Annotated in this window: 14 protein-coding genes; 8 read left to right on the forward strand and 6 right to left on the reverse strand. The window is 63.7% G+C overall.

The genetic code is table 11. The features are described from left to right. Positions 1–39: 39 nt before the first annotated feature. The 4 genes from A39O_RS0114600 to phoB form a co-directional block, all read right to left on the reverse strand. Positions 40–1,599, reverse strand: coding sequence for a hypothetical protein (locus A39O_RS0114600; protein WP_020505403.1), 1,560 nt, complete (start codon positions 1,597–1,599; stop codon positions 40–42). A 5-nt stretch (positions 1,600–1,604) separates the two neighbouring features. Continuing rightward, complete coding sequence (locus A39O_RS0114605) at positions 1,605–3,107, reverse strand: hypothetical protein (protein WP_020505404.1); 1,503 nt, start codon at positions 3,105–3,107, stop codon at positions 1,605–1,607. A gap of 368 nt (positions 3,108–3,475) precedes the next feature. Next, positions 3,476–4,828, reverse strand: a complete 1,353-nt coding sequence (gene phoR, locus A39O_RS0114610) for a phosphate regulon sensor histidine kinase PhoR (RefSeq protein ID WP_020505405.1) — start codon at positions 4,826–4,828, stop codon at positions 3,476–3,478. Between the two features lie 2 nt (positions 4,829–4,830). Then, complete coding sequence (phoB, locus tag A39O_RS0114615) at positions 4,831–5,517, reverse strand: phosphate regulon transcriptional regulator PhoB (RefSeq protein ID WP_020505406.1); 687 nt, start codon at positions 5,515–5,517, stop codon at positions 4,831–4,833. 275 nt (positions 5,518–5,792) lie between these two features. On the opposite strand from phoB, the gene A39O_RS0114620 reads away from it, so the two are divergent. The 8 genes from A39O_RS0114620 (at position 5,793) to A39O_RS0114655 (ending at position 13,425) form a co-directional block, all read left to right on the forward strand. Then, positions 5,793–6,992, forward strand: a complete 1,200-nt coding sequence (locus tag A39O_RS0114620) for a DUF3419 family protein (RefSeq protein ID WP_020505407.1) — start codon at positions 5,793–5,795, stop codon at positions 6,990–6,992. 2 nt (positions 6,993–6,994) lie between these two features. Then, positions 6,995–7,726, forward strand: a complete 732-nt coding sequence (locus tag A39O_RS0114625; RefSeq protein ID WP_020505408.1) for a class I SAM-dependent methyltransferase — start codon at positions 6,995–6,997, stop codon at positions 7,724–7,726. Positions 7,727–8,103: 377 nt separating this feature from the next. Further along, positions 8,104–8,550, forward strand: coding sequence for a hypothetical protein (locus tag A39O_RS0114630; protein WP_020505409.1), 447 nt, complete (start codon positions 8,104–8,106; stop codon positions 8,548–8,550). Positions 8,551–8,560: 10 nt separating this feature from the next. Beyond that, a complete protein-coding gene (locus A39O_RS36645; RefSeq protein ID WP_157640115.1) occupies positions 8,561–9,910 on the forward strand; it encodes a KGGVGR-motif variant AAA ATPase in 1,350 nt (449 codons plus the stop codon). Then, entirely contained in the window at positions 9,907–11,394 is a 1,488-nt protein-coding gene (locus A39O_RS0114640; protein ID WP_020505411.1) for a hypothetical protein, read from the forward strand. Before A39O_RS36645 ends, A39O_RS0114640 begins: the two co-directional genes overlap by 4 nt. A gap of 181 nt (positions 11,395–11,575) precedes the next feature. Then, the gene (locus A39O_RS0114645; protein ID WP_020505412.1) at positions 11,576–12,142 is read left to right on the forward strand and encodes an NUDIX domain-containing protein; all 567 of its coding nucleotides are present in this window, start codon (positions 11,576–11,578) and stop codon (positions 12,140–12,142) included. A 3-nt stretch (positions 12,143–12,145) separates the two neighbouring features. Further along, positions 12,146–12,838 (forward strand): type 1 glutamine amidotransferase, encoded by a 693-nt coding sequence (locus tag A39O_RS0114650; RefSeq protein WP_020505413.1) that lies wholly within the window; start codon positions 12,146–12,148, stop codon positions 12,836–12,838. After that, positions 12,835–13,425 carry a DNA-3-methyladenine glycosylase I gene (locus A39O_RS0114655; protein ID WP_020505414.1) on the forward strand — a complete coding sequence of 197 codons (591 nt, stop codon included), beginning with the start codon at positions 12,835–12,837 and terminating at the stop codon, positions 13,423–13,425. Before A39O_RS0114650 ends, A39O_RS0114655 begins: the two co-directional genes overlap by 4 nt. A 110-nt stretch (positions 13,426–13,535) precedes the next feature. Here A39O_RS0114655 and A39O_RS33605 read toward each other — a convergent pair whose 3' ends face one another. Then, positions 13,536–15,329, reverse strand: a complete 1,794-nt coding sequence (locus A39O_RS33605; RefSeq protein WP_020505415.1) for an alkaline phosphatase D family protein — start codon at positions 15,327–15,329, stop codon at positions 13,536–13,538. Positions 15,330–15,351: 22 nt separating this feature from the next. Continuing rightward, on the reverse strand, positions 15,352–17,619 hold the full coding sequence (locus A39O_RS0114665) for an esterase-like activity of phytase family protein (protein WP_020505416.1): 2,268 nt from the start codon (positions 17,617–17,619) through the stop codon (positions 15,352–15,354). Between the last annotated feature and the right edge of the window lie 375 nt (positions 17,620–17,994).

Raw genomic sequence — 17,994 nt, forward strand, 5'->3', positions numbered from 1 at the left:
GTTGTAGGTCTGATCCATGAGATGTTCACAGATGATTTTTTATCTGTGAATATCTGTGACCTCTGTGGATACATCCGGATGATCGCTCTGGCCGGAGTGCCGATCATGGCCCTCGCCGCGCAGCCGCGCGAATGTCTCCGGGAAGCTGCGGATCAGGATATGCCGTGCCAGGTGGAAGGCAAAACTGTGTTGCTGGTTACGTGAATAATCGAAATAGCGGAACAGGGTCGTGGTCCCGGAATCACTCGACGGAGCCCAGCCGTATTTCACGCGCTTCATGCGGCTGGGGTAGAACCAGAACATGCGATAGAGGCTTTGCAGGAAGAAGTGCCGGTCGCGTTCATCCACGCGGTTCGAGGTATCCTTTTCCAGTTCGCGAATCAGTTGGTCGTAATAGGGGTCGTTGTCGTCGGCGCTGCGCCGCTCGCCGAGCATGCGCTTGGTCTCGAAATAGACGCGGTCCAGCGGAAGTTTGCGTCCCGGCGCATCCTCGCCGATCAGTTCACGGGCCAGGTCTTCACTCACCTCCCCATAGGCGCGGCCGAGCAGGTCGAGCAGCAGCCGCTCATGCGGCTGCAATTCCGGCGGGAAGGCGAACATGGCCCGCAGATTCGCCATGAAGATGAAGGCCACATCGGCCTCGCTCAGATCATCGAGCAGTTGGGTATGCGAGGTCCAATTGCGGACTTCCTTCAGGATGGTGCCGTAGGCGGCCATGTAGGTGCCCTTGTCCTGCAGGTGATTGACCTTGGCGCGATTGTCCCATTCCCGGCTCAGGGCGTGCAGGAAGATCCGATAACGCTGCTTGCGCTGTTCCGCCGGCCGCGGTGCGGTCAAGGGCAGCAGGGCGGTCAGGCTGCCCAAATAGTCGCGCACATAGACGGGACAGGCCGGTCCCGGCGGCCATTCGGGTTCGTCCTCCCGCTTGAAGAACAGTGAGAAGACCAGAGCGGCCCCGTCTCCTTGGTCCATCATCGCCTCCGCGGCGGCACAGCCGCGCAGTATCCCGCGGCGCAGGACGGAATACTCATCCGCGCGCTTATCTAGGATCCAGCGATTGACCTCGGCATCGCGTTTGGTATGGATGACCGGGGGGTGCAGTTTCGCCGCGGCAAACGCCTGCGTAATGGAGGTGAGCTGATCCCCGTGATTCGAGCAGAAGAGGATGTGCCGCTTTGGGAACCCGGCCTCGATCAGCAGTTCGGTGAAGATATGATAGCCTGCCACTTTTTTCAATTCATTGACGGCGGCTCGCCACACCGGTCCCAGGGGTTGACTATCGCCCCGCTGCTCCCGCAGATAGCCTTTCTCCCGCAGAAAGCTGTCGATCTCGGCGACACACTCCGGGTCATCCAGGTCGTAATCCTCATAGGGCTTCAGGTCGATATCGATGACCACATAGTCGATTTCGCTCAAGCGCATGGGATCACGAACGAAACGCAAGGCGGCGAAGAAGGTGGTCTTGAGGGTGACGCCGCGGTCCTCCAGCCATTCTTTGAGGTCCTGCACGGCAGTCGGCGCGTCGGCCAGGCCGAAGACCTGATCAACGGTGGCCTGGATATCGCTTTCAAAGTCTTCGATCCACAGAAAATGGCTCATTGGCCCTACTCCAGGAACAGGTTTGCAGGTAACTGCAAGACCAAAGTGAATTGATGGCCGTCGGTAGCGGCGATGACCTGCCCGTCCAGCTTCTCAGTGAGTAAGCGTAAGAAATCATGGCCGCGCCCGCTCCCCTTGACCATCGCCGCGGCGCTTGGCGTGGTCGGGTTGCTGAAGCCCAGTTGCACGTGGCCGTCGGCGAGGTCGCACCAGGCGCGCGCCGGCGCGTGATCCGAGCATGCCGAGTATTTGAAGAGGTTGGTGAATGACTCGGTCAGCAGGATGGTCAAGAAGGATTCCGTGGTGCCGTAGGCGGTGAAGCGGATGGGTGCGTCCGCGAACCCGCGGGTGTGCAGCGGAAAACAGCGGGCACCGACCCACTCGCAGAGCAGCGGCAGGTCCGCCCGCGGGAGCAGTTCCATCAGTGACTGCTCCCACTCGCCGCGCAACTGTTCACCAAGGCGCAGGTGCCGCTCATGCCAATCCCGCAGCCGGGTGGCCCCCGGAACCAGCGCATTGTCACGCGCGTAACTCAGGAAATGTTGTTGGATACGTTCGCTCCCGCGCCTTGAGAGCAGTTGTCCGAGTGCGAGCCCCAGGGAGCGGATGGCGACCTGCTCCAGGCTGGAGTCGCCGCTATGGTCCTGCTGCAGCTTGCGGCGTAGCAGTTCGGTATCGGTTGAGATCAGGCTGAAAATATCGAGCAGACCGCGCATGGTGCTGACCGCCTCGCGATGCACCCAGGGGCTGTTCTCATGGTCCGTATTATAGATGATGCGGTCCAGTGAGCCGCGAAATTTGTGCGCGACCAGGGCCATGACATCCTCCTGTTCTTTGTTCTTGGCACGCAGAATATCGGCGGCGTGGATGGCCTGCTCAGCCACTTTGGTCCTGGCATTGAGCCGGCGAACATAACGCAGTTGGAACAGATAGCCGCGATAATATTCCTCGAACAGGACGATCAGACAGAAAATCGGGATGGTGAGTAAGGTCATCAGTTCCATGGCATGAGCGCCGTCGGTCGGTACGGTGTCGAGAAAGAACAGCACGCGAACCAGGACCAGCAGCGCGAACCCGATCATCAGGTAGGCGAGCCGGTTCAGATACCTGGGGTTGCGATTGGCATAGCGGATCGGATCGGAAAAGACGCGCAAGGCCGGATAGAAGACGGACAGGCGGTCGCCGCCTGGGGTATCGGGAATGAATGATTTGCCGACCCGCGCGATGCGGTGATGCGCCCGTCGCCCGTAGGTGGCGGCGACCGCGACCCCGGCGACATAGAGCCAGAAGACCGCGGGCCATTCGATGTAGATGGTGCTCAACGACGGCACCCGATCGGTCAGCAAATAGGCGACATAGGTGGTGAAATCCATCAGGCAGTAGCCGATGGCGATCTTCATGAAGGTCGTGGTATGCACCGTCCAATGGTCCAGCCAGGCCCGGACACGGCGGATGGCGGGCAGTTCGGCGAAGAGCGGCAGCAGACGGTAAGGGCTGAGCGGTTGCAATGGGTGTGGTCCAGATGGTGGGTCAGGCGGGTGACGCAGCTGGCCTGACGCGGCGGATGAACCCGAACCTGGAAGCATGGCTGCCGACGGTCCGTGAGGCGCGGCAGGGCGTGGGGGTGCGCGTTCCTAAGGGAAGCGATCAGGTCAGTCGTCAGTCGATTGGTATCTGCAGCCACACTGGGTCCATGAATCAGGCGGCACGCGACACAAGACGCCTGGAGTCCAAGGCTTCAGCCTTCTTGATTCTGCCAGTCCTGGCGGGTCGACACAACCGGAACCGGGACTATAACCGCTGGAGTCCACGACTTCAGCCGTGGCGTTGCGTGCCAGGTCGACGCCGCGGACGCCAGGCGAGCGGCTGTCCGGGCTCATGAACAGTCGCGCTCCGCCTCAGGCGTGGTGACGCGGCGAATACACTCCAGGTCCAGTTCGGTTTGCTGCCGCACCATGCCCCGCGCCGGGGGGAACTGGCAGGCGAACCGGGAGCCGACGCCCAGGGTGCTGGCGATCAGGAGACGGCCGCCGTGCCGTTTGAGAACGTGCTTGACGATGGCAAGCCCGAGACCGGTGCCGCCGGAGGCGCGCGAGCGGCCGCGATCCACGCGGTAGAAGCGCTCGGTGAGTCGCGGCAGGTGCTCCGCCGGGATGCCTTCGCCGTCGTCCGTCACCGTGAACAGCGGGTCGTCCGTATCCGCGGTCCAGCGGATGTCGATGGTGGTGCCGTCGGGCGTGTGGCGCACCGCGTTGTGGATCAGATTGGCAAAGACGCTGCGCAGTTCGACCGGATTGCCGATCAGCAGCAGGGTCGCGTCCACGGCGACCCTGAAGTGGTGCCGGCCGGCGCTCAGGGTCTCGGCTTCATGGACGATATGGGCCAGATCCTCCGCGACGTCGACCGGCACCTGGGTGGTGTCCTGGTCGGTCATCTCTAGCCGCGACAGGGTCAGCAGGTCGTCGATGATGGAGCGCATCCGCTCGGCCTGGTGTTGCATCAACGTGAGCGGTCGACGGTGAGCGGGCGGGGTGGTCGGGGCATCCGCCAGGTTTTCCAGAAATCCGGTGATGACCGTCAGCGGGGTGCGCAGTTCGTGGGAGGCGTTGGCCACGAAGTCTCGCCGGATCATGTCGAGGTGATAGACCTTGGTGATGTCGCGGGCGACCACGAGCCGCTGGCGTTTGCGTTCGCCGAAGGGTGCGATGCGCAGCGACAAGGTGAGGGCGCGGTTGTGCTCGGGGGTGATGTCGAGCGGACGCATGTACTCGCCGGTCTCGATGAAGGTCACCAGTTCCGGATGCTCGATGAGATCGGCGAGTCGGCGGCCGTCGTCGCGCGGCCAGTGGATATCGAGCAACTCGGCAGCGGCCGGGTTGGCCCAGTCGATTTGCTGGAGTTTGTTCAGGGTCACCAGGGCGTCGGGTACCGCGTCCGCGGCCTCGCGGAAGCGGCGGCTGGAACGGATCTGGCGCTTGCGCCGCTTGCGCCCGCGCTGCTGATACTGGGCGATGCCGCGATAGATGTCGCCCCAGGGGCCGCGCGGGAACGGCGGCACCAGGCGGTGCTGGCGACGGATCAAGCGGACCAGCCGCAGCAGGTGATACAGATGGCGCGCGGCATAGGGCAGCAGCACCAGCGGCCAGACCCAGCCCGGCGGGACGCCGAACAGGAGCAGCGTGACACCCAGTGCGGCGGCAAGCGCCAGGAGGCCCAGCTCAAAGTTCACGGTCAGGTCTTGTCGGACAGGCGGTAGCCGACGCCGCGCACGGTTTGCAGGAGTCGGTCATGTCCGGTCGGTTCCAGCGCCTTGCGCAGGCGCCGCACATGCACATCGACTGTTCGTTCCTCCACGTAGACCTGATCGCCCCAGACCTGATCGAGTAACTGGGAGCGGCTGAAGGCGCGGTCGCTGTGGGTCATCAGGAAGTGCAGCAGCCGATACTCGGTGGGTGCCACCTCGACCGGAGTGCCTTCGGCGCTGACCCGGTGGCTGACATTGTCGATGCGCAGTCCGCCGATCTCGATCTCCTCGGCGCACTCATCCGGCCGGGCGCGGCGCAGCACGGCGTTGATGCGGGCGACCATTTCACGCGGTGAGAAGGGCTTGGAAATATAATCATCGGCCCCGGTATCCAGCCCTTTGATCCGGTCCTCCTCTTCGCCGCGCGCGCTGACCATGATGATTGGCAGGGTGCGGGTCTTTGGACTTTGCTTGAGCTGCTGGGCGAGTTCCAGTCCGGAGCGGCCGGGGAGCATCCAGTCCAGCAGAATCAGGTCCGGGTTCTCGATCGTCAGTTGTTTACGCGCCTCGTCCGCATGTCCGGCTTCGATCACGTCGAAGCCCGCGGTTTCCAGTGTAAAGCGGATCACCTCGCGGATATCCGGTTCATCGTCGACAACAAGGATGGTGGTCATGGTGCTGCGGTCCTGCGGAGGTCGGGGTGGCGCAGGAGCGTCACGCTGACCTGGTTCTTGGCGACATGGGGCCGCCCCGGCGTGCGCCGGGGCGGATGCAAGCCGAGATTCTATGTACAACGGGTTACGGTTCGATGACCAAGGCGCCCCGGTATCGCGAGCGCAGTGGAGTCACATCATGGTCACCGGGGAGTCATCGCCAGGTCACTTCAGGTCGGTACACTCTCCCGACTTGCGCCCCAGCCGATCCCCACGACCTCATCCAGAGACTTGCCGTGAAAGCAGCCCTTACCCTTCGTGATCGTATCGACCAGGCCGTCTTCAACGCCATCTATGCCAGGTCACTGGTGTACAACACCTGCTGGGAGGATCCCGCGGTGGACCGCATCGCGCTGGACCTGCGGCCGGATGATACCCTGTTGGTGATCACCAGCGCCGGGTGTAACGTGCTGGATTATGCTTTGGCTGGGCCTCGGCGTATCCACGCGGTGGACGCCAATCCGCGGCAGACGGCGCTGCTGGAACTTAAGTTGTCGGGTATCCGGCGCCTCGCCTTCGATGACTTCTTTGCCTTGTTCGGCAGCGGCGTCCACGACAGTTTCCGCGAGGTCTATCATGACAGCCTGCGCGCCGATCTCTCGCCGTTCGCCCAACAGTTTTGGGACGATCGTCTGCATTGGTTCAGCAGTCGGCAGGGGAGCTTTTACTTCCAGGGACTGTCCGGCACCGTGGCCCGCGCCTTTCACACCTACCTCAAGGTCCGCCCGCGCCTGGCGGCGAGCGTCGGGGAATTGTTTCAGGCCGGCAGCCTGGAGGATCAGCGAACCATCTATGACACCCGGGTTCAGCCGCTGATGTGGGGGCCGGGAATGAACTGGACCCTGTCGCGTCAACTGACCATGAGTATGCTGGGGGTGCCCTATGCCCAGCGCCGTCAGGTCCAGGCGCAGCATCACCGCGGGGTGGCGGGTTTCATCCGCGAGGCGGTCGAGTATGTGTTCCGCGAGTTGCCGGTCTGGACCAATTATTTCTGGACTGTCTACATCAACGGGCATTACACGCAAAGCTGCTGTCCGGAGTACCTGAAGCGCGACAATTTCCAGGCCCTCAAAGCGGGTCTCGCCGATCGGGTGGAGCCTCATACCTGTACCGTGACCGCCTTTCTCCAGTCGACCCCGGAGCGCATTTCCAAGTTCGTGCTGCTCGATCACATGGACTGGATGAGTTCCTATTACCCGGAGGCGCTGGCCGAGGAGTGGACCGCCATCCTGGACCGCGCCGCGCCGGGGGCGCGGGTGATCTTCCGTAGCGCCCATGCGGCTCCGGCCTATCTGGACCTGATCGAACTCGGCGAACAACGCACCCGACTGCGCGAACGCCTGGTCTTCCACGACGCCATGGCCCGCGATCTGCAGCGTCAGGATCGGGTGCACACCTATGCCGGTTTCCATGTCGCCGACCTGGCCGGGGCCTGACCATGGGTGTCAGCGATGCCCAGGTCCTGTGGCGGCTGGTGCGCGGCCAGCCCCGTCGCGGCACTCTGGCGGAACGGCTGCAAGGTTTCTACGGTCCCCAGGCCGCGCACTATGACGCGTTCCGTGAGCGCCTGCTGCACGGCCGGGCGGAGTTGATGGAGCGGTTGGCTCCCGAACCCGGCGCGGTGGTGGTCGAACTGGGCGCCGGCACCGGGCGCAATCTGGGATTTCTGGGCGAGCGCCTGGCAACCCTGGAGTCAGTCACGTTGGTCGACCTGTGTTCGGCACTGCTCGAACAGGCGCGGCGGCGGACCCGCGGTCTGCCCAATGTGCGGGTGGTGGAGGCCGATGCCTGCACCTATCGCCCGGCGGCGCCGGTCGATCTGGTTTACTTCTCCTATTCGCTGACCATGATCCCGGACTGGGAGGCGGCGCTCCGCAACGCGCTCGCCATGCTCAAGCCGGGCGGCGCCCTGGGCGTGGTCGACTTCTACTGCTCGGATGTCGAGCCCGCGCCGGGACTGGTGCGGCACGGCGCCTTGACCCGCTGGTTCTGGCCGCGCTGGTTCGCCCATGACGGGGTGCGGCCCACGCCCGACCACCTGCGCGCCCTGCGCGGGTTCCTGCCCGACCATCAGTTATCGGAACACCGTGCCGCGGTGCCCTATTTGCCGGGGCTGCGCGTTCCTTACTATGTCTTTGTCGGGCGTCTGGCCGGCGAGTTCGCATCCTAGCAGTTTGTCGGGCTTGCAGCGTAACAGATTGATGTTTCTCGATATGATGGTGTTCCCGAAAGGCGACGAAACATCTATTTATCAATAAGTTATCAGCGTAAGCCCGATAGACTGCTAGTAACCGGTTCCGCCTAAGACTGCTGGCCGGCACCTCAAGATTGGCTGGCGCAACCGATCCATCTGCCGCAACTTCGTTATCTTGGTCGGTCCGCACGGAAATCAGCAACGTTGACCGGACGATCGACAGTCCGGATACTTCCGAGCTTACTCGGGGTGTATCGCATGCGGTTTCCCCAGAAGCCGTGGTTACGCCGAAATCACTGAGTATCGATGTTTTGCCGCAGACGCGGTTCGTGTCCGGAATTCGGGGAAAGCACATGACCGAGCGATACAGTGTCGCGGCCGAGCGGCATCATCGCGTGGCCGTAAGGTTGGAAGCCGACGGCGAAATCGACGACGCCGCCTACCATTACGGACTGGTCGGTGAGAACGCCTTGAAATACGGCCTGCTCAAGTCCGGCGTAGTCCCGGCGTGGGATGCGGGTGGCATAAAACGGACAAATACGCCGATGGGGAAGCATTTTCCTAAGTTGACCCCGATAATTCGGGACTTTATCGCCGACATTCGCTTGTTCGCAAGCGGATGCATCGGTGCCCAGATCCAGTCGGTAGTTGACGATCCGGCTTTTTTTGGCCGATTTCAGGGTTGGTCGATCGACATCCGCTACGCCGATGACCAATGTACCCCGGTGGACCCCGCTGATTGCGCGCGCTGGGCGCAGGATGCCGACCTGTTCCTGCGGCGGCTCGTGCTGATGGTCTGAGGATACCCTGGTGACATTGCGATTTCACGAAAGCCTGGGGCGCCTGGTGGCTGAAGTCGAAGCGGCAGGGATTCCGCTCGACGACGCGACGGTCTTCTTGCGTGATGGTGAAGGCCGCCTTATGGTCGCCCGTGAGTCGCTGCCCGATGCGCAGGCCCTCGCAGCTAGCTTGAGCAAGACCTTGGGTGCCTATGCGTCCATGCGGCCGGTCATTGATGGGCGGATTGCGGCTGCCTTGGTCAAAGATCAAGCGGCCAGCGAGATTCCTGTCGTGTTGCCTGGCCGTCCGGCAGAGGGGCCGCGGATCATCCGCATGGTGGACCGCCGTTTCGTCGGTGCGGACTGGATGGTTCCTCCGGAACCGGTGCCGCAGGGTGGTCCGCCGAGGTTGGTATTCAGTTCCCTCAAGGGCGGCGTTGGACGTTCGACGGCACTGGCGGTCCTGGCCGCGGATCTGGCGCGACATGGACTCAAGGCGCTCGCTATTGATCTGGATTTGGAGGCACCAGGCATTGGATTCATGCTGCTGGATGCGTCAGAGGACCCGGCGCAGGATCGGCGCCCCAACTATGGCGTATTGGACTATCTCGTTGAGAACGGCTTGGGCGGTGTGGCCGATGAGGAGCTTTTCGATTTCGTCGGTGTCAGCCCGTTCACTGACGGCTCGGTTGATGTAGTGCCGGTGGTCGGACGGGTGACCGACCAGCACCCGGAGACGATGCTGGCGAAGTTGTCGCGGGCGCATGTCGAGGATGCAGGCAGCCGTGGGCCGATCTCGTTTACCAATCAAGTCCGCGAAATGGTCGACCGGTTTGCCGCACGTGCCGAATACGACGTGATCCTGATCGATGCGCGGGCCGGACTTGCGGAATCCAGTGCGCCGGCATTGCTGGCGCTAGGCGCTGAGATCCTGTTCTTCGGCGCGGATCAACCCCAGACCTTTCATAGTTATCGCTATCTTTTCGCCCATCTCCTGCATTGCTTCGGAACTGGCCCAAGTGGCTACCGGGATTGGCGCGGGCACCTGTCGTTCGTCCAGGCGAAAGCGCCCTCATCGGCCCAGCAGCGGATTGACTTCCGCGATCGGTTGCATGGCCTTTGTGCCGAGTTCCTCTACGATAAGGAAAGCCTGGCTGCCGATGGATCGGTCCAGGTTGCTGACTTCAATTTCGGTGTCGCCGATGCCGGACGTGGCGTTCCTCATGACGCCTTGTTCGTCGCATTTCATCCGGATTACATGGCCTTCGATTCACCCTCCGATGGCACGCCCCTGGACCCTGACGTGTATCGCGGACCATTCGGTGATTTCCTGAATCGGACCTGGGATTTGCTCGGGTTGAGTCGGGACGGCCGGACGTGACTGCCGCTTTGTCAGGCGACCTCACCGCGATCCGGGCGGGTCTGGCAGCACTGCCTGACCTCGCACATCATGTCGCCGGGGACCCGGTCGAGCCTGATCAGATCTTCTTTCCATATGGCCATGATGCCGCGCTCAATCCGGATGTTGCCTTGGTGGTAGGCAATCGCGGCGTGGGCAAGAGTTTTTGGGCCAGTGCGCTGGCGGATGAAAAGGCGCGTTCCGCCATCGCCGAGGGCTATCGCGAATACCGTTATCAGCGCCGACTCGATGGTTTGACGGTTCGTTTTGGTTTCTCCGGTGGGGAGGGTGGCGGCAATGCACTGATCAGCAGCGCTCACATCACGGGTATGAAGTCAAAAACGCTGCCGCTACTCCTGTGGCGCGCTGCCGTCGTTCGCTGTTTGGCCCCGATTATCGAGCATGCGATACCTGCCAAATTCAATGACCTCATCGCCTGGATCAAGGACAACCCGGACGATCAGCAGGCGCTGTTTCGGAACGCGGACCGGGTATTGAGTGAAAAGAAAGAGCGCGTGCTGATTCTCTTTGATCAACTGGAGCAGATGGCGGACGATTGGAGCCGCATCAACGAGTTGACTAAAGGGCTGCTACAGACCGCATTGGCGATGAAGAGCTACAAGGCGATCCGACTCAAGATCTTCATGCGCCCCGACCAATTCGAGAATGCCTCCCTCTTCCAATTTCCTGACGGCTCGAAGATCCGAGGTGAGGCCCTGCGTCTATGGTGGCGCCCCACCGACCTGTACGCCTTGTTGTACTTTGAGTTGCTGCGATCCCCCGTATCAACCAAGGCGATTCGGGCGGTTTGTCGGGGTTTCGGGATTGTCCCCAGATCGAACCATCCGTCCAGATTACCTCAGGACTTGGTTACCAGCGAAGATCAGCAGCGGCGGGTGTTTGAAGTAATTGCCGGGGCGTTTATGGGGAGGGGAAAGAACCGCGGTGCTCCCTATACCTGGATGCCACTGCACCTGAGTGACGCGCGCGGCGAGGTGTCGCCGAGGACCTTCCTGAAGGCGCTCAAGGCCGCCGCCGATCATGCGCAAGCCCCTACCGCTTCGGCTATCGACTTCAACGACATCAATAACGGCGTCCGCGCCGCTTCCGATCATCGTCTGGCGGAATTACAAGAGGATTATCCCTGGGTGACCCAGGCATTGGAACCTTTGCACGGCGCCTCGGTGCCCGCGTTGAAAGACGAGATCTACAGTCGTTGGCGGTCAGCCGGTGTAGTGACGGAGATTCTTGACCGATATACCGGTACCCGTGCGCCGATCGATCTCGTCTTGGCGAACGAGTTTGAAACGGATGATGGTCAAATGGCCTCCCTCCTCAAACTCCTGCAAGACATCGGCGTGATGGACGTGCGTAAGAACGGCAAGATCGATGTGCCTGACATCTTCCGGGTCCGTGCGGGCATTTTACGCCGGGGCGGTGTTCCTCCCCAACAACGCCGGGCGTAATAGGTTTTCGCGCTGGTCGTTTCTTGCGCGTGAAACCACTGGCGGTTGGTTTGGTTCGTGATCCGAGGTTTTTTTCCGTTGGTGGGGCTGGATTCAGGATCGGGGCTGGGATGTACTGGACCTGAAGACGGCCTTGTTGAGCTCTGGCCGGACGGGCGGTGATAATGATAGAGGTTGCGCTATGAACGAGGAGCGAATCCTGAAACGCGAGCCCATCTTCCAGGGCCGCGTGATCGACGTTGGCCTGGAAACGGTTGAACTGCCCAACGGGCGACAGGTCGATCTCGAGATCATTCGTCACCCCGGCGGCGCGGCGGCGGTGGCGCTGGATGCGCAGTCGCGGGTGTGCCTGCTGCGCCAGTTCCGCCATGCCGGGAACGGCTGGCTGTGGGAACTGCCGGCGGGCAAGATCGACCCCGGTGAGTCGCCCCTGACCACCGCCACCCGTGAGTTGGCGGAAGAGGCGGGCGTGACGGCCGCGGATTGGATTGATCTGGGCTTCATGCACAGTTCACCCGGCGTCTTCACCGAGATCATCTACCTGTGGCTGGCGCGCGATCTCGCGATCAGCGCGCACGATCACGGTGTCGATGAGGTGATCGAGGTCCACTGGCTGCCGCTGAATCAAGCCTTGGACTGGTGCAATGACGGCACCATCACCGATGCCAAGACCCTGATCGGACTCTACCGCGCCGGCGCGCTGCTCAACAGCGCCCTGGAACTGATCCCTGAAGAGCCGGGTTGTTGAACCATGCGTATCCAGTGTCTGCAACATGTTCCATTTGAAGGTCCCTTTGGCGTCGCCGACTGGGCCGACGCCCGCGGCCACACCCTGGCCGAGACCCCCCTCTACGACGGCGCCGAGCCGCCCGGCCAGGCCGCCTTCGACTGGCTGGTGATCATGGGCGGTCCCATGGGGGTGGGGGATACCGCCGAATACCCCTGGCTCGCCGCCGAGCAGGCCTTCATCCGGCAGAGCATTGATGCCGGCAAGACCCTGGTCGGGGTCTGTCTCGGTGCTCAGTTGATCGCCGCCGCGCTGGGCGCGCGGGTGTATCGCAATGCGCACAAGGAAATCGGCTGGCTGCCGATCGAACTGACGCCGGATGGGCAGGTGTCCGAGCTGTTCGGCTGGCTGCCGCGGTCCTTGCAGGTGTTTCATTGGCATGGCGATACCTTCGACCTGCCCGCGGGTGCGCTGCATCTGGCCGGCAGTGCCGCCTGTGCGCACCAGGCATTTCTCTACGACGGGCGGGTACTGGGTCTCCAGTTTCATCTGGAGTCGACCCCGGAGAGTGTCGCGGGCATCACCGCGGTCTGCGCCGACGAATTGGTGCCGGGGCCCTATGTTCAGGAGACCGCGCGTATTCTGGCCGCTACCCCGGAGGATTACGCGCGCATTGGCCAGGCACTCTTCGGCCTGCTCGACCGATTGCCCCAATGAGTGACGACGCCCAGGTACGTTGCGCCTGGTGCGGGTCCGACGCGCTCTATCGGGCCTATCACGATCAGGAGTGGGGGGTGCCCAACCGGGACGAGCGTCATTTGTTCGAGATGCTGACCCTGGAAGGCGCCCAGGCCGGTCTCTCCTGGCTGACCATTCTGCGCAAGCGCGAGGGCTATCGGCAGGCCTTTGCGGGCTTCGATCCGTCGACCGTTGCCCGCTTCGACGCGGCGCGGGTGGCGGCGTTGCTCGCGGACCCCGGCATCGTCCGCAACCGGCTCAAAGTCGAGTCCACGGTGAGCAACGCCCAGGCGGTGCTCGCCCTGCATGAACGCGGCCGGACCCTGTCCGAACTGCTGTGGGACTTCGTCGACGGCGTGCCGCGCCACAACACCTGGGCGAGCCTGGCCGAGGTCCCCGCCAAGACCCCGGAGTCGGACCGCATGAGCCGCGAACTCAAACGGCTGGGCTTCCGCTTCGTCGGCAGTACCATCTGCTATGCCCTGATGCAGGCGGTGGGTATGGTCAACGACCACACCATCGATTGCTTTCGCCATCCGCTGCTGTCCGCGTCCGGCACGCGCTGAGTGGGTGGTCGAGACGTCCGGGGTAGGGTCCGCTCCGCGGACCGACGCCTTCTCGGCCAACTCTGGGTCCGGGATGATGACGCGCTGCCGGGCCCCGGCCGGTCCTTGCGCTAAAGCGGCCCGTTCGGATTCAGCCGACTGGTGCCGCTCAGGCGCTGGCCGCTGCCCGGCGTGTTGAAGCCGGCATTGATCGAGAAGACGGCGTCGGTCGCGACCGGCGAGTCCTCGTAGGGCACCAGCGCGAGGCTGTCGGGGTTCTGCAGGTCTTCGAGCCGCCCGACGGCACGGAAGGTCGCTTGGCAATGATCGCGGTCGATGTCGCAGTAGAAGTAGCCGCGGAAGAGTCCGTTGAAGTAACGGATGTGCGGATTGTCGGCCAAGCTGTGGCGCACCACGTAGTCGCTGGGCCGGGGGTCGATCGCGAGGAAGGTCGAGGAGATCGACGTGGAGACGAGCTCGACGGCCAGCAGGTCGGCTTGGTCGGGGGCGTCGAAGTCGCTGAGCAGGTCGGCCGCCCAGGCGGAGTGAATGTCGCCGGTCAGGATAAGGGGGTTGCTGGGCCGGATGGTCGCCAGCATCCCCAGCAGGCGCTCCCGGGCGGCCTGGTAACCGTCCCAGGAATCCACGTTGAACAGATTGTCGACCCGGTCGGCCGCGGCGAGCAATTGCGCCCGCGTGGCGGGGTCGAGATTCGGATCCAGCTCGATCTGCTTGCGGGCGCCGGCGATCAGGTTCCAAGGCATGACCATGACCTGCTGAGCCAGGATGTTCCACCTGGCCGTGGAGCGCTTCAGGCCCCGCTCCAACCAGGCCTCCTGGCGGGCACCCAGGAGTGTCGCCGTGGGGTCCAGGATGCCCTCGGCGTCGTACAGTCGGTCTTCGAGGACGCCTTCCAGGGACCGACTGTCGGGGTCGGTCGAGCCGAACCCGTCCCCGGCCGGCTGATCGGTGCGGTACTGGCGGGTATCCAGAACGTGGAGCGCGGCCAGATCACCAAACGCCAGGTGACGATAGATCTGCAGGTCGGCGCCGTTGCCGTCGTATCGATTCTCGGGTCTCAGCGGCATGGACTCGGAATAGACCTGGTAGGCGCGGCGCCGCCGCCGCGCGAAATCAACGCCCTGGGTCGGGCTGGACGCTTCCGGGCTGAGACCCGCGTAGTTGTTGTCCACCTCGTGATCGTCCGGCGTGACGATGAACGGAAGCTGGGCGTGCGCTTCCTGCAAGTTGGGGTCCAGCTTGTAGAGCGCGTAGCGGTTGCGATAATCGGCAACGGACACGACCTCGGCACCCCGGTGCACGCGCCCAGGGGCAATCGGCGAGGACGCCGGCCCCTCCTCGTAGATGTAGTCGCCGACGTGGAGGACGAAGTCCAGGTCCTGCGTCAGCATGTCGGCGTAGGCCGGATAGAACCCCTGGTTGTAGTTCTGGCAGTTGGCGACGGCGAAGCGCATCCGCTCGGTGTCGTCCCGCCGGTTCGGGAAGGTTCTGGTGCGCCCGATTCGACTGTCGGTGCCCAGCGCGCGAAAGCGGTAATAGAGCCAGGCGTTCGACGGCAGTCCCCTCGCCACGACATGAACGGCATGTCCGTTACCCGGCTGGGCGATCAGGTTCCCCCGGCGAACGACGCGGCTCATGTCCGGATCGGTCGCCACCTCCCAGTAAACAGGGACCGGCAAGGCCGGCATGCCCCCGCCCTCGAGTGGGTCGGGTGCGAGTCGGGTCCAGAGCACCACGGAGTGGCTGTCCGGGTCTCCCGATGCGACCCCGAGCGAGAAGAGGTCGGAGCGCAGATCATAGGCGCTGTCGATGCTCCGGCCGCGGACGATGGCCGGAGCACCGGCCAGGAGACCGGTGGTGCCGAGGACCTGGAGAAAGCGGCGGCGTGAAAGGGTTGACCACATGAAAGCAGGCTCCAAGACGGGATCACTCGACGACCTTGAACGCCAGAAACTGGGTGAACTGGCCATCGGGGCTGAAGTTGTTGTCGGAGACGAAAATAAGTGTGCGCGACCCGTTCGCAAGCCGGGGTCCGAAGGTCATTCCCTCCACGTTGTCGAGGATGACGCCCGGCAGCCGCCCGAAGTCCAGCAGGAGCCGCTTGCGCATGGGCTGGGGCGTCCTGCCGTCCAGGATCGAGAACCGCCGTGCGACGTCCGTTGCCCCGCGGGTGTCGGACTCGAAAAGCTTGATGCGGTTGCCCCGTCCGACCGAGAAGGAGCGCTCCAGCATGAGGAAGCGGCCGGTGTCGAGGGCGAGCATCTCGACGAGCCCGTTGGTACTGAAGCCGTCGGTCGGGTCAGGCGCATCGGCGACGGGGTCGGTCTGGTAGATGAACTCGCGCAGCGGCTGCTTGTTTGGCGGGCCGTATTCGAGGACGCGGACGGGCGACCCGGTGGCCAGGCTCGCCGCCGGTCCGTCCTGGTAGAGGGCGTTCTCGGTGGCCGTGAAGAGCCGGTCGCCCCCAGGGCTCAGGGTGAGGCTCTCGAATGCCAGATTATTGCGGATGCCGGCGCTCTGATCGGCGGTCGGGGCGAATTTTTCGGGCGTGCGCAGCTCACGCACGAAACGGCCGCCCCAGGTCATCTGCCGCACGAAGGGCGCGATGAGGTTGCCGGCATCGCCTTCGCTCGTCCAGAACAAGGATTTGCCGTCCCGGGCGATGCGGATGGACTCCGGGTCCAGGCTGGACGGTGCGAAGGGGGCTCCCGTCTCGTCGAGGAGGGTGGTGACGTCCAGGAAGCGGACGTCGGCGGACGCGAGCTGCCCGTCGGTCAGATCGATCGCCAGCCGGTAAAAGCGGGCCGCGTCGATCTGTGAACGATCGTCGCTGATGGCGACGAAGGTGCCGCGGCGCGGGTCATAGTCGATCCCGGACAGGCCCCCGACCTCGGTCCCCGCGAACTGGTACCCGGTTGGGAAGACGGCCTCACCGATGAAGGCGAGATTGAGCCCGGCGACCTGGGGTGCGCCGGTCAGCCGCACGTCGGCCCAGACGAGCCGGTGATCGGAGCTCGGAAAGGGATAGTCGCCGACCAGACCGAAGAGCGGGTCATCGGCGGTCGGCCAGAAGACACCGGCGTCCTGGATGGACAGCGGCCGGGAGGGCAGCACATAGTCGACCCGCAGGTTGCCGGGCGGCTCGCTGAAATCCGCGGTGTCTTCGGCGGGATCGCCGGTATGGGTGTCGTTGTCCGCGCCCTGCCGGACGGCGGCGTCCGGACCGCCGAGACTGACCGGCGTGACCGCGGCAGCGACCCGCTGGTGTCCGAGCAACTGCGCAATGGCACCCGGGAAGCTGTCCCCGTCCTGCGGATCGGCATTCAGATCGCCCATGATGACGAAGGCCGCCCCGCGTTCGAGACCGCCTTTCACCCCTTCGTCGTCGTAGATATAGCCCGAGCGTCGCGGGGTGACGTAATCCGCCCAGAAGCGAATCTCGTCCGCGTTGCGGCGGCCGTTGCGGTCCTCGGCGCCGTCAAAGGTCGGCGGCGTGGGGTGGCTGGCGAGTACATGGACCAGATGCCCGTCGATCGCGATGGGCAGGTCCCAGTGGCTCTTGGAAGAGAGCCGGAGCACCGCGCGCTCCGCGGCCGAATACCAGTCGTCCGGCTCCGGCGTACTCGGGTCGTCGGGCAGGAGCGCGCCCGGCATGTCCTGCCACCGGAACGTCTGAAAGGTCCTGACGCCATTGAGCAGAATCGGGTGCTGTGACAGCACCACCATGCCGTACTGGCCGGGGAAGGCACCGAAGCCGAAGGCATCGTCCGGGCCGCCGACGGTGCCGTCGTTGTTCAGGTCGTATCCTGACGGGATCCCGGTATTCGCGGATGCGAAGAAGACATAAGGGTAGCGGATGGGACTTTGACCGTTTTGGGAGACCTGGAGATACTGCTCCCGGAAGGCGTCGACCGCGGTACCCGCGGCGTCGTAATCGAACTCATTGAGTAAGATGACCTCTGGAGCCGTCCGCTGAATGATCTCGGCCACGGCACGCGCTTGAACGTTGTCGCCGCTGGCCAGGTCGGCCGCCAATTGCCCTTGCGTACCCCGGTTGAGCGAGACATTGAAGGTGGCAAAGCGCGCGGCTGGATCACCGTATCCCTGACCAGCCTGGCTCGGGAGCGGGAGCAGCGCGGCAATCGCCAGTGCGCACAGGAACGGATTCGCTAAACGGCGGTGCTGGATCTTCACCCTGGTGCCTCCTGTCGGCTGTGTTTTCTTGGCCGTGATCACGGCGCTACGGGGCTTTTCGGCCGGGGCCGTTACTTGAGCATGGTAAGGGGTCTTTGTTGCGCTGGGATTTCGATTCTGCGACCTGTTGGAGACCGGGCCGACGGACTTGGGGGTCGTGCGGGCACGCAGGGGAAACAAAGAACGCCAAGAAAAACAGATTGGTCCGCACAGCGGACCCGACGGCAAGCGTAGGGTCCGCTGTGCGGACCGACGACCGCGCGGATCGAGAGGCGGCCGGATGGGTGACGCAGGAACCCCAGCGTTGGCCGCATCGCCAGGCCGGGGGATGTTGGGGTTCGTTCCTCACCCCAACCTACGGATTTCATTGGGTTG

Source organism: Lamprocystis purpurea DSM 4197, assembly GCF_000379525.1.
Taxonomy (GTDB): Bacteria; Pseudomonadota; Gammaproteobacteria; order Chromatiales; family Chromatiaceae; genus Thiodictyon; species Thiodictyon purpureum.

Bases quoted from the DNA above. Each gene is read 5' to 3' on its own strand.
- A39O_RS0114600 (WP_020505403.1), bottom strand. From the start codon at position 1,599: ATGAGCCATTTTCTGTGGATCGAAGACTTTGAAAGCGATATCCAGGCC.
- phoB (WP_020505406.1), bottom strand. From the start codon at position 5,517: ATGACCACCATCCTTGTTGTCGACGATGAACCGGATATCCGCGAGGTG.
- A39O_RS0114625 (WP_020505408.1), top strand. From the start codon at position 6,995: ATGGGTGTCAGCGATGCCCAGGTCCTGTGGCGGCTGGTGCGCGGCCAG.
- A39O_RS0114630 (WP_020505409.1), top strand. From the start codon at position 8,104: ATGACCGAGCGATACAGTGTCGCGGCCGAGCGGCATCATCGCGTGGCC.
- A39O_RS0114645 (WP_020505412.1), top strand. From the start codon at position 11,576: ATGAACGAGGAGCGAATCCTGAAACGCGAGCCCATCTTCCAGGGCCGC.
- A39O_RS0114650 (WP_020505413.1), top strand. From the start codon at position 12,146: ATGCGTATCCAGTGTCTGCAACATGTTCCATTTGAAGGTCCCTTTGGC.
- A39O_RS0114655 (WP_020505414.1), top strand. From the start codon at position 12,835: ATGAGTGACGACGCCCAGGTACGTTGCGCCTGGTGCGGGTCCGACGCG.
- A39O_RS33605 (WP_020505415.1), bottom strand. From the start codon at position 15,329: ATGTGGTCAACCCTTTCACGCCGCCGCTTTCTCCAGGTCCTCGGCACC.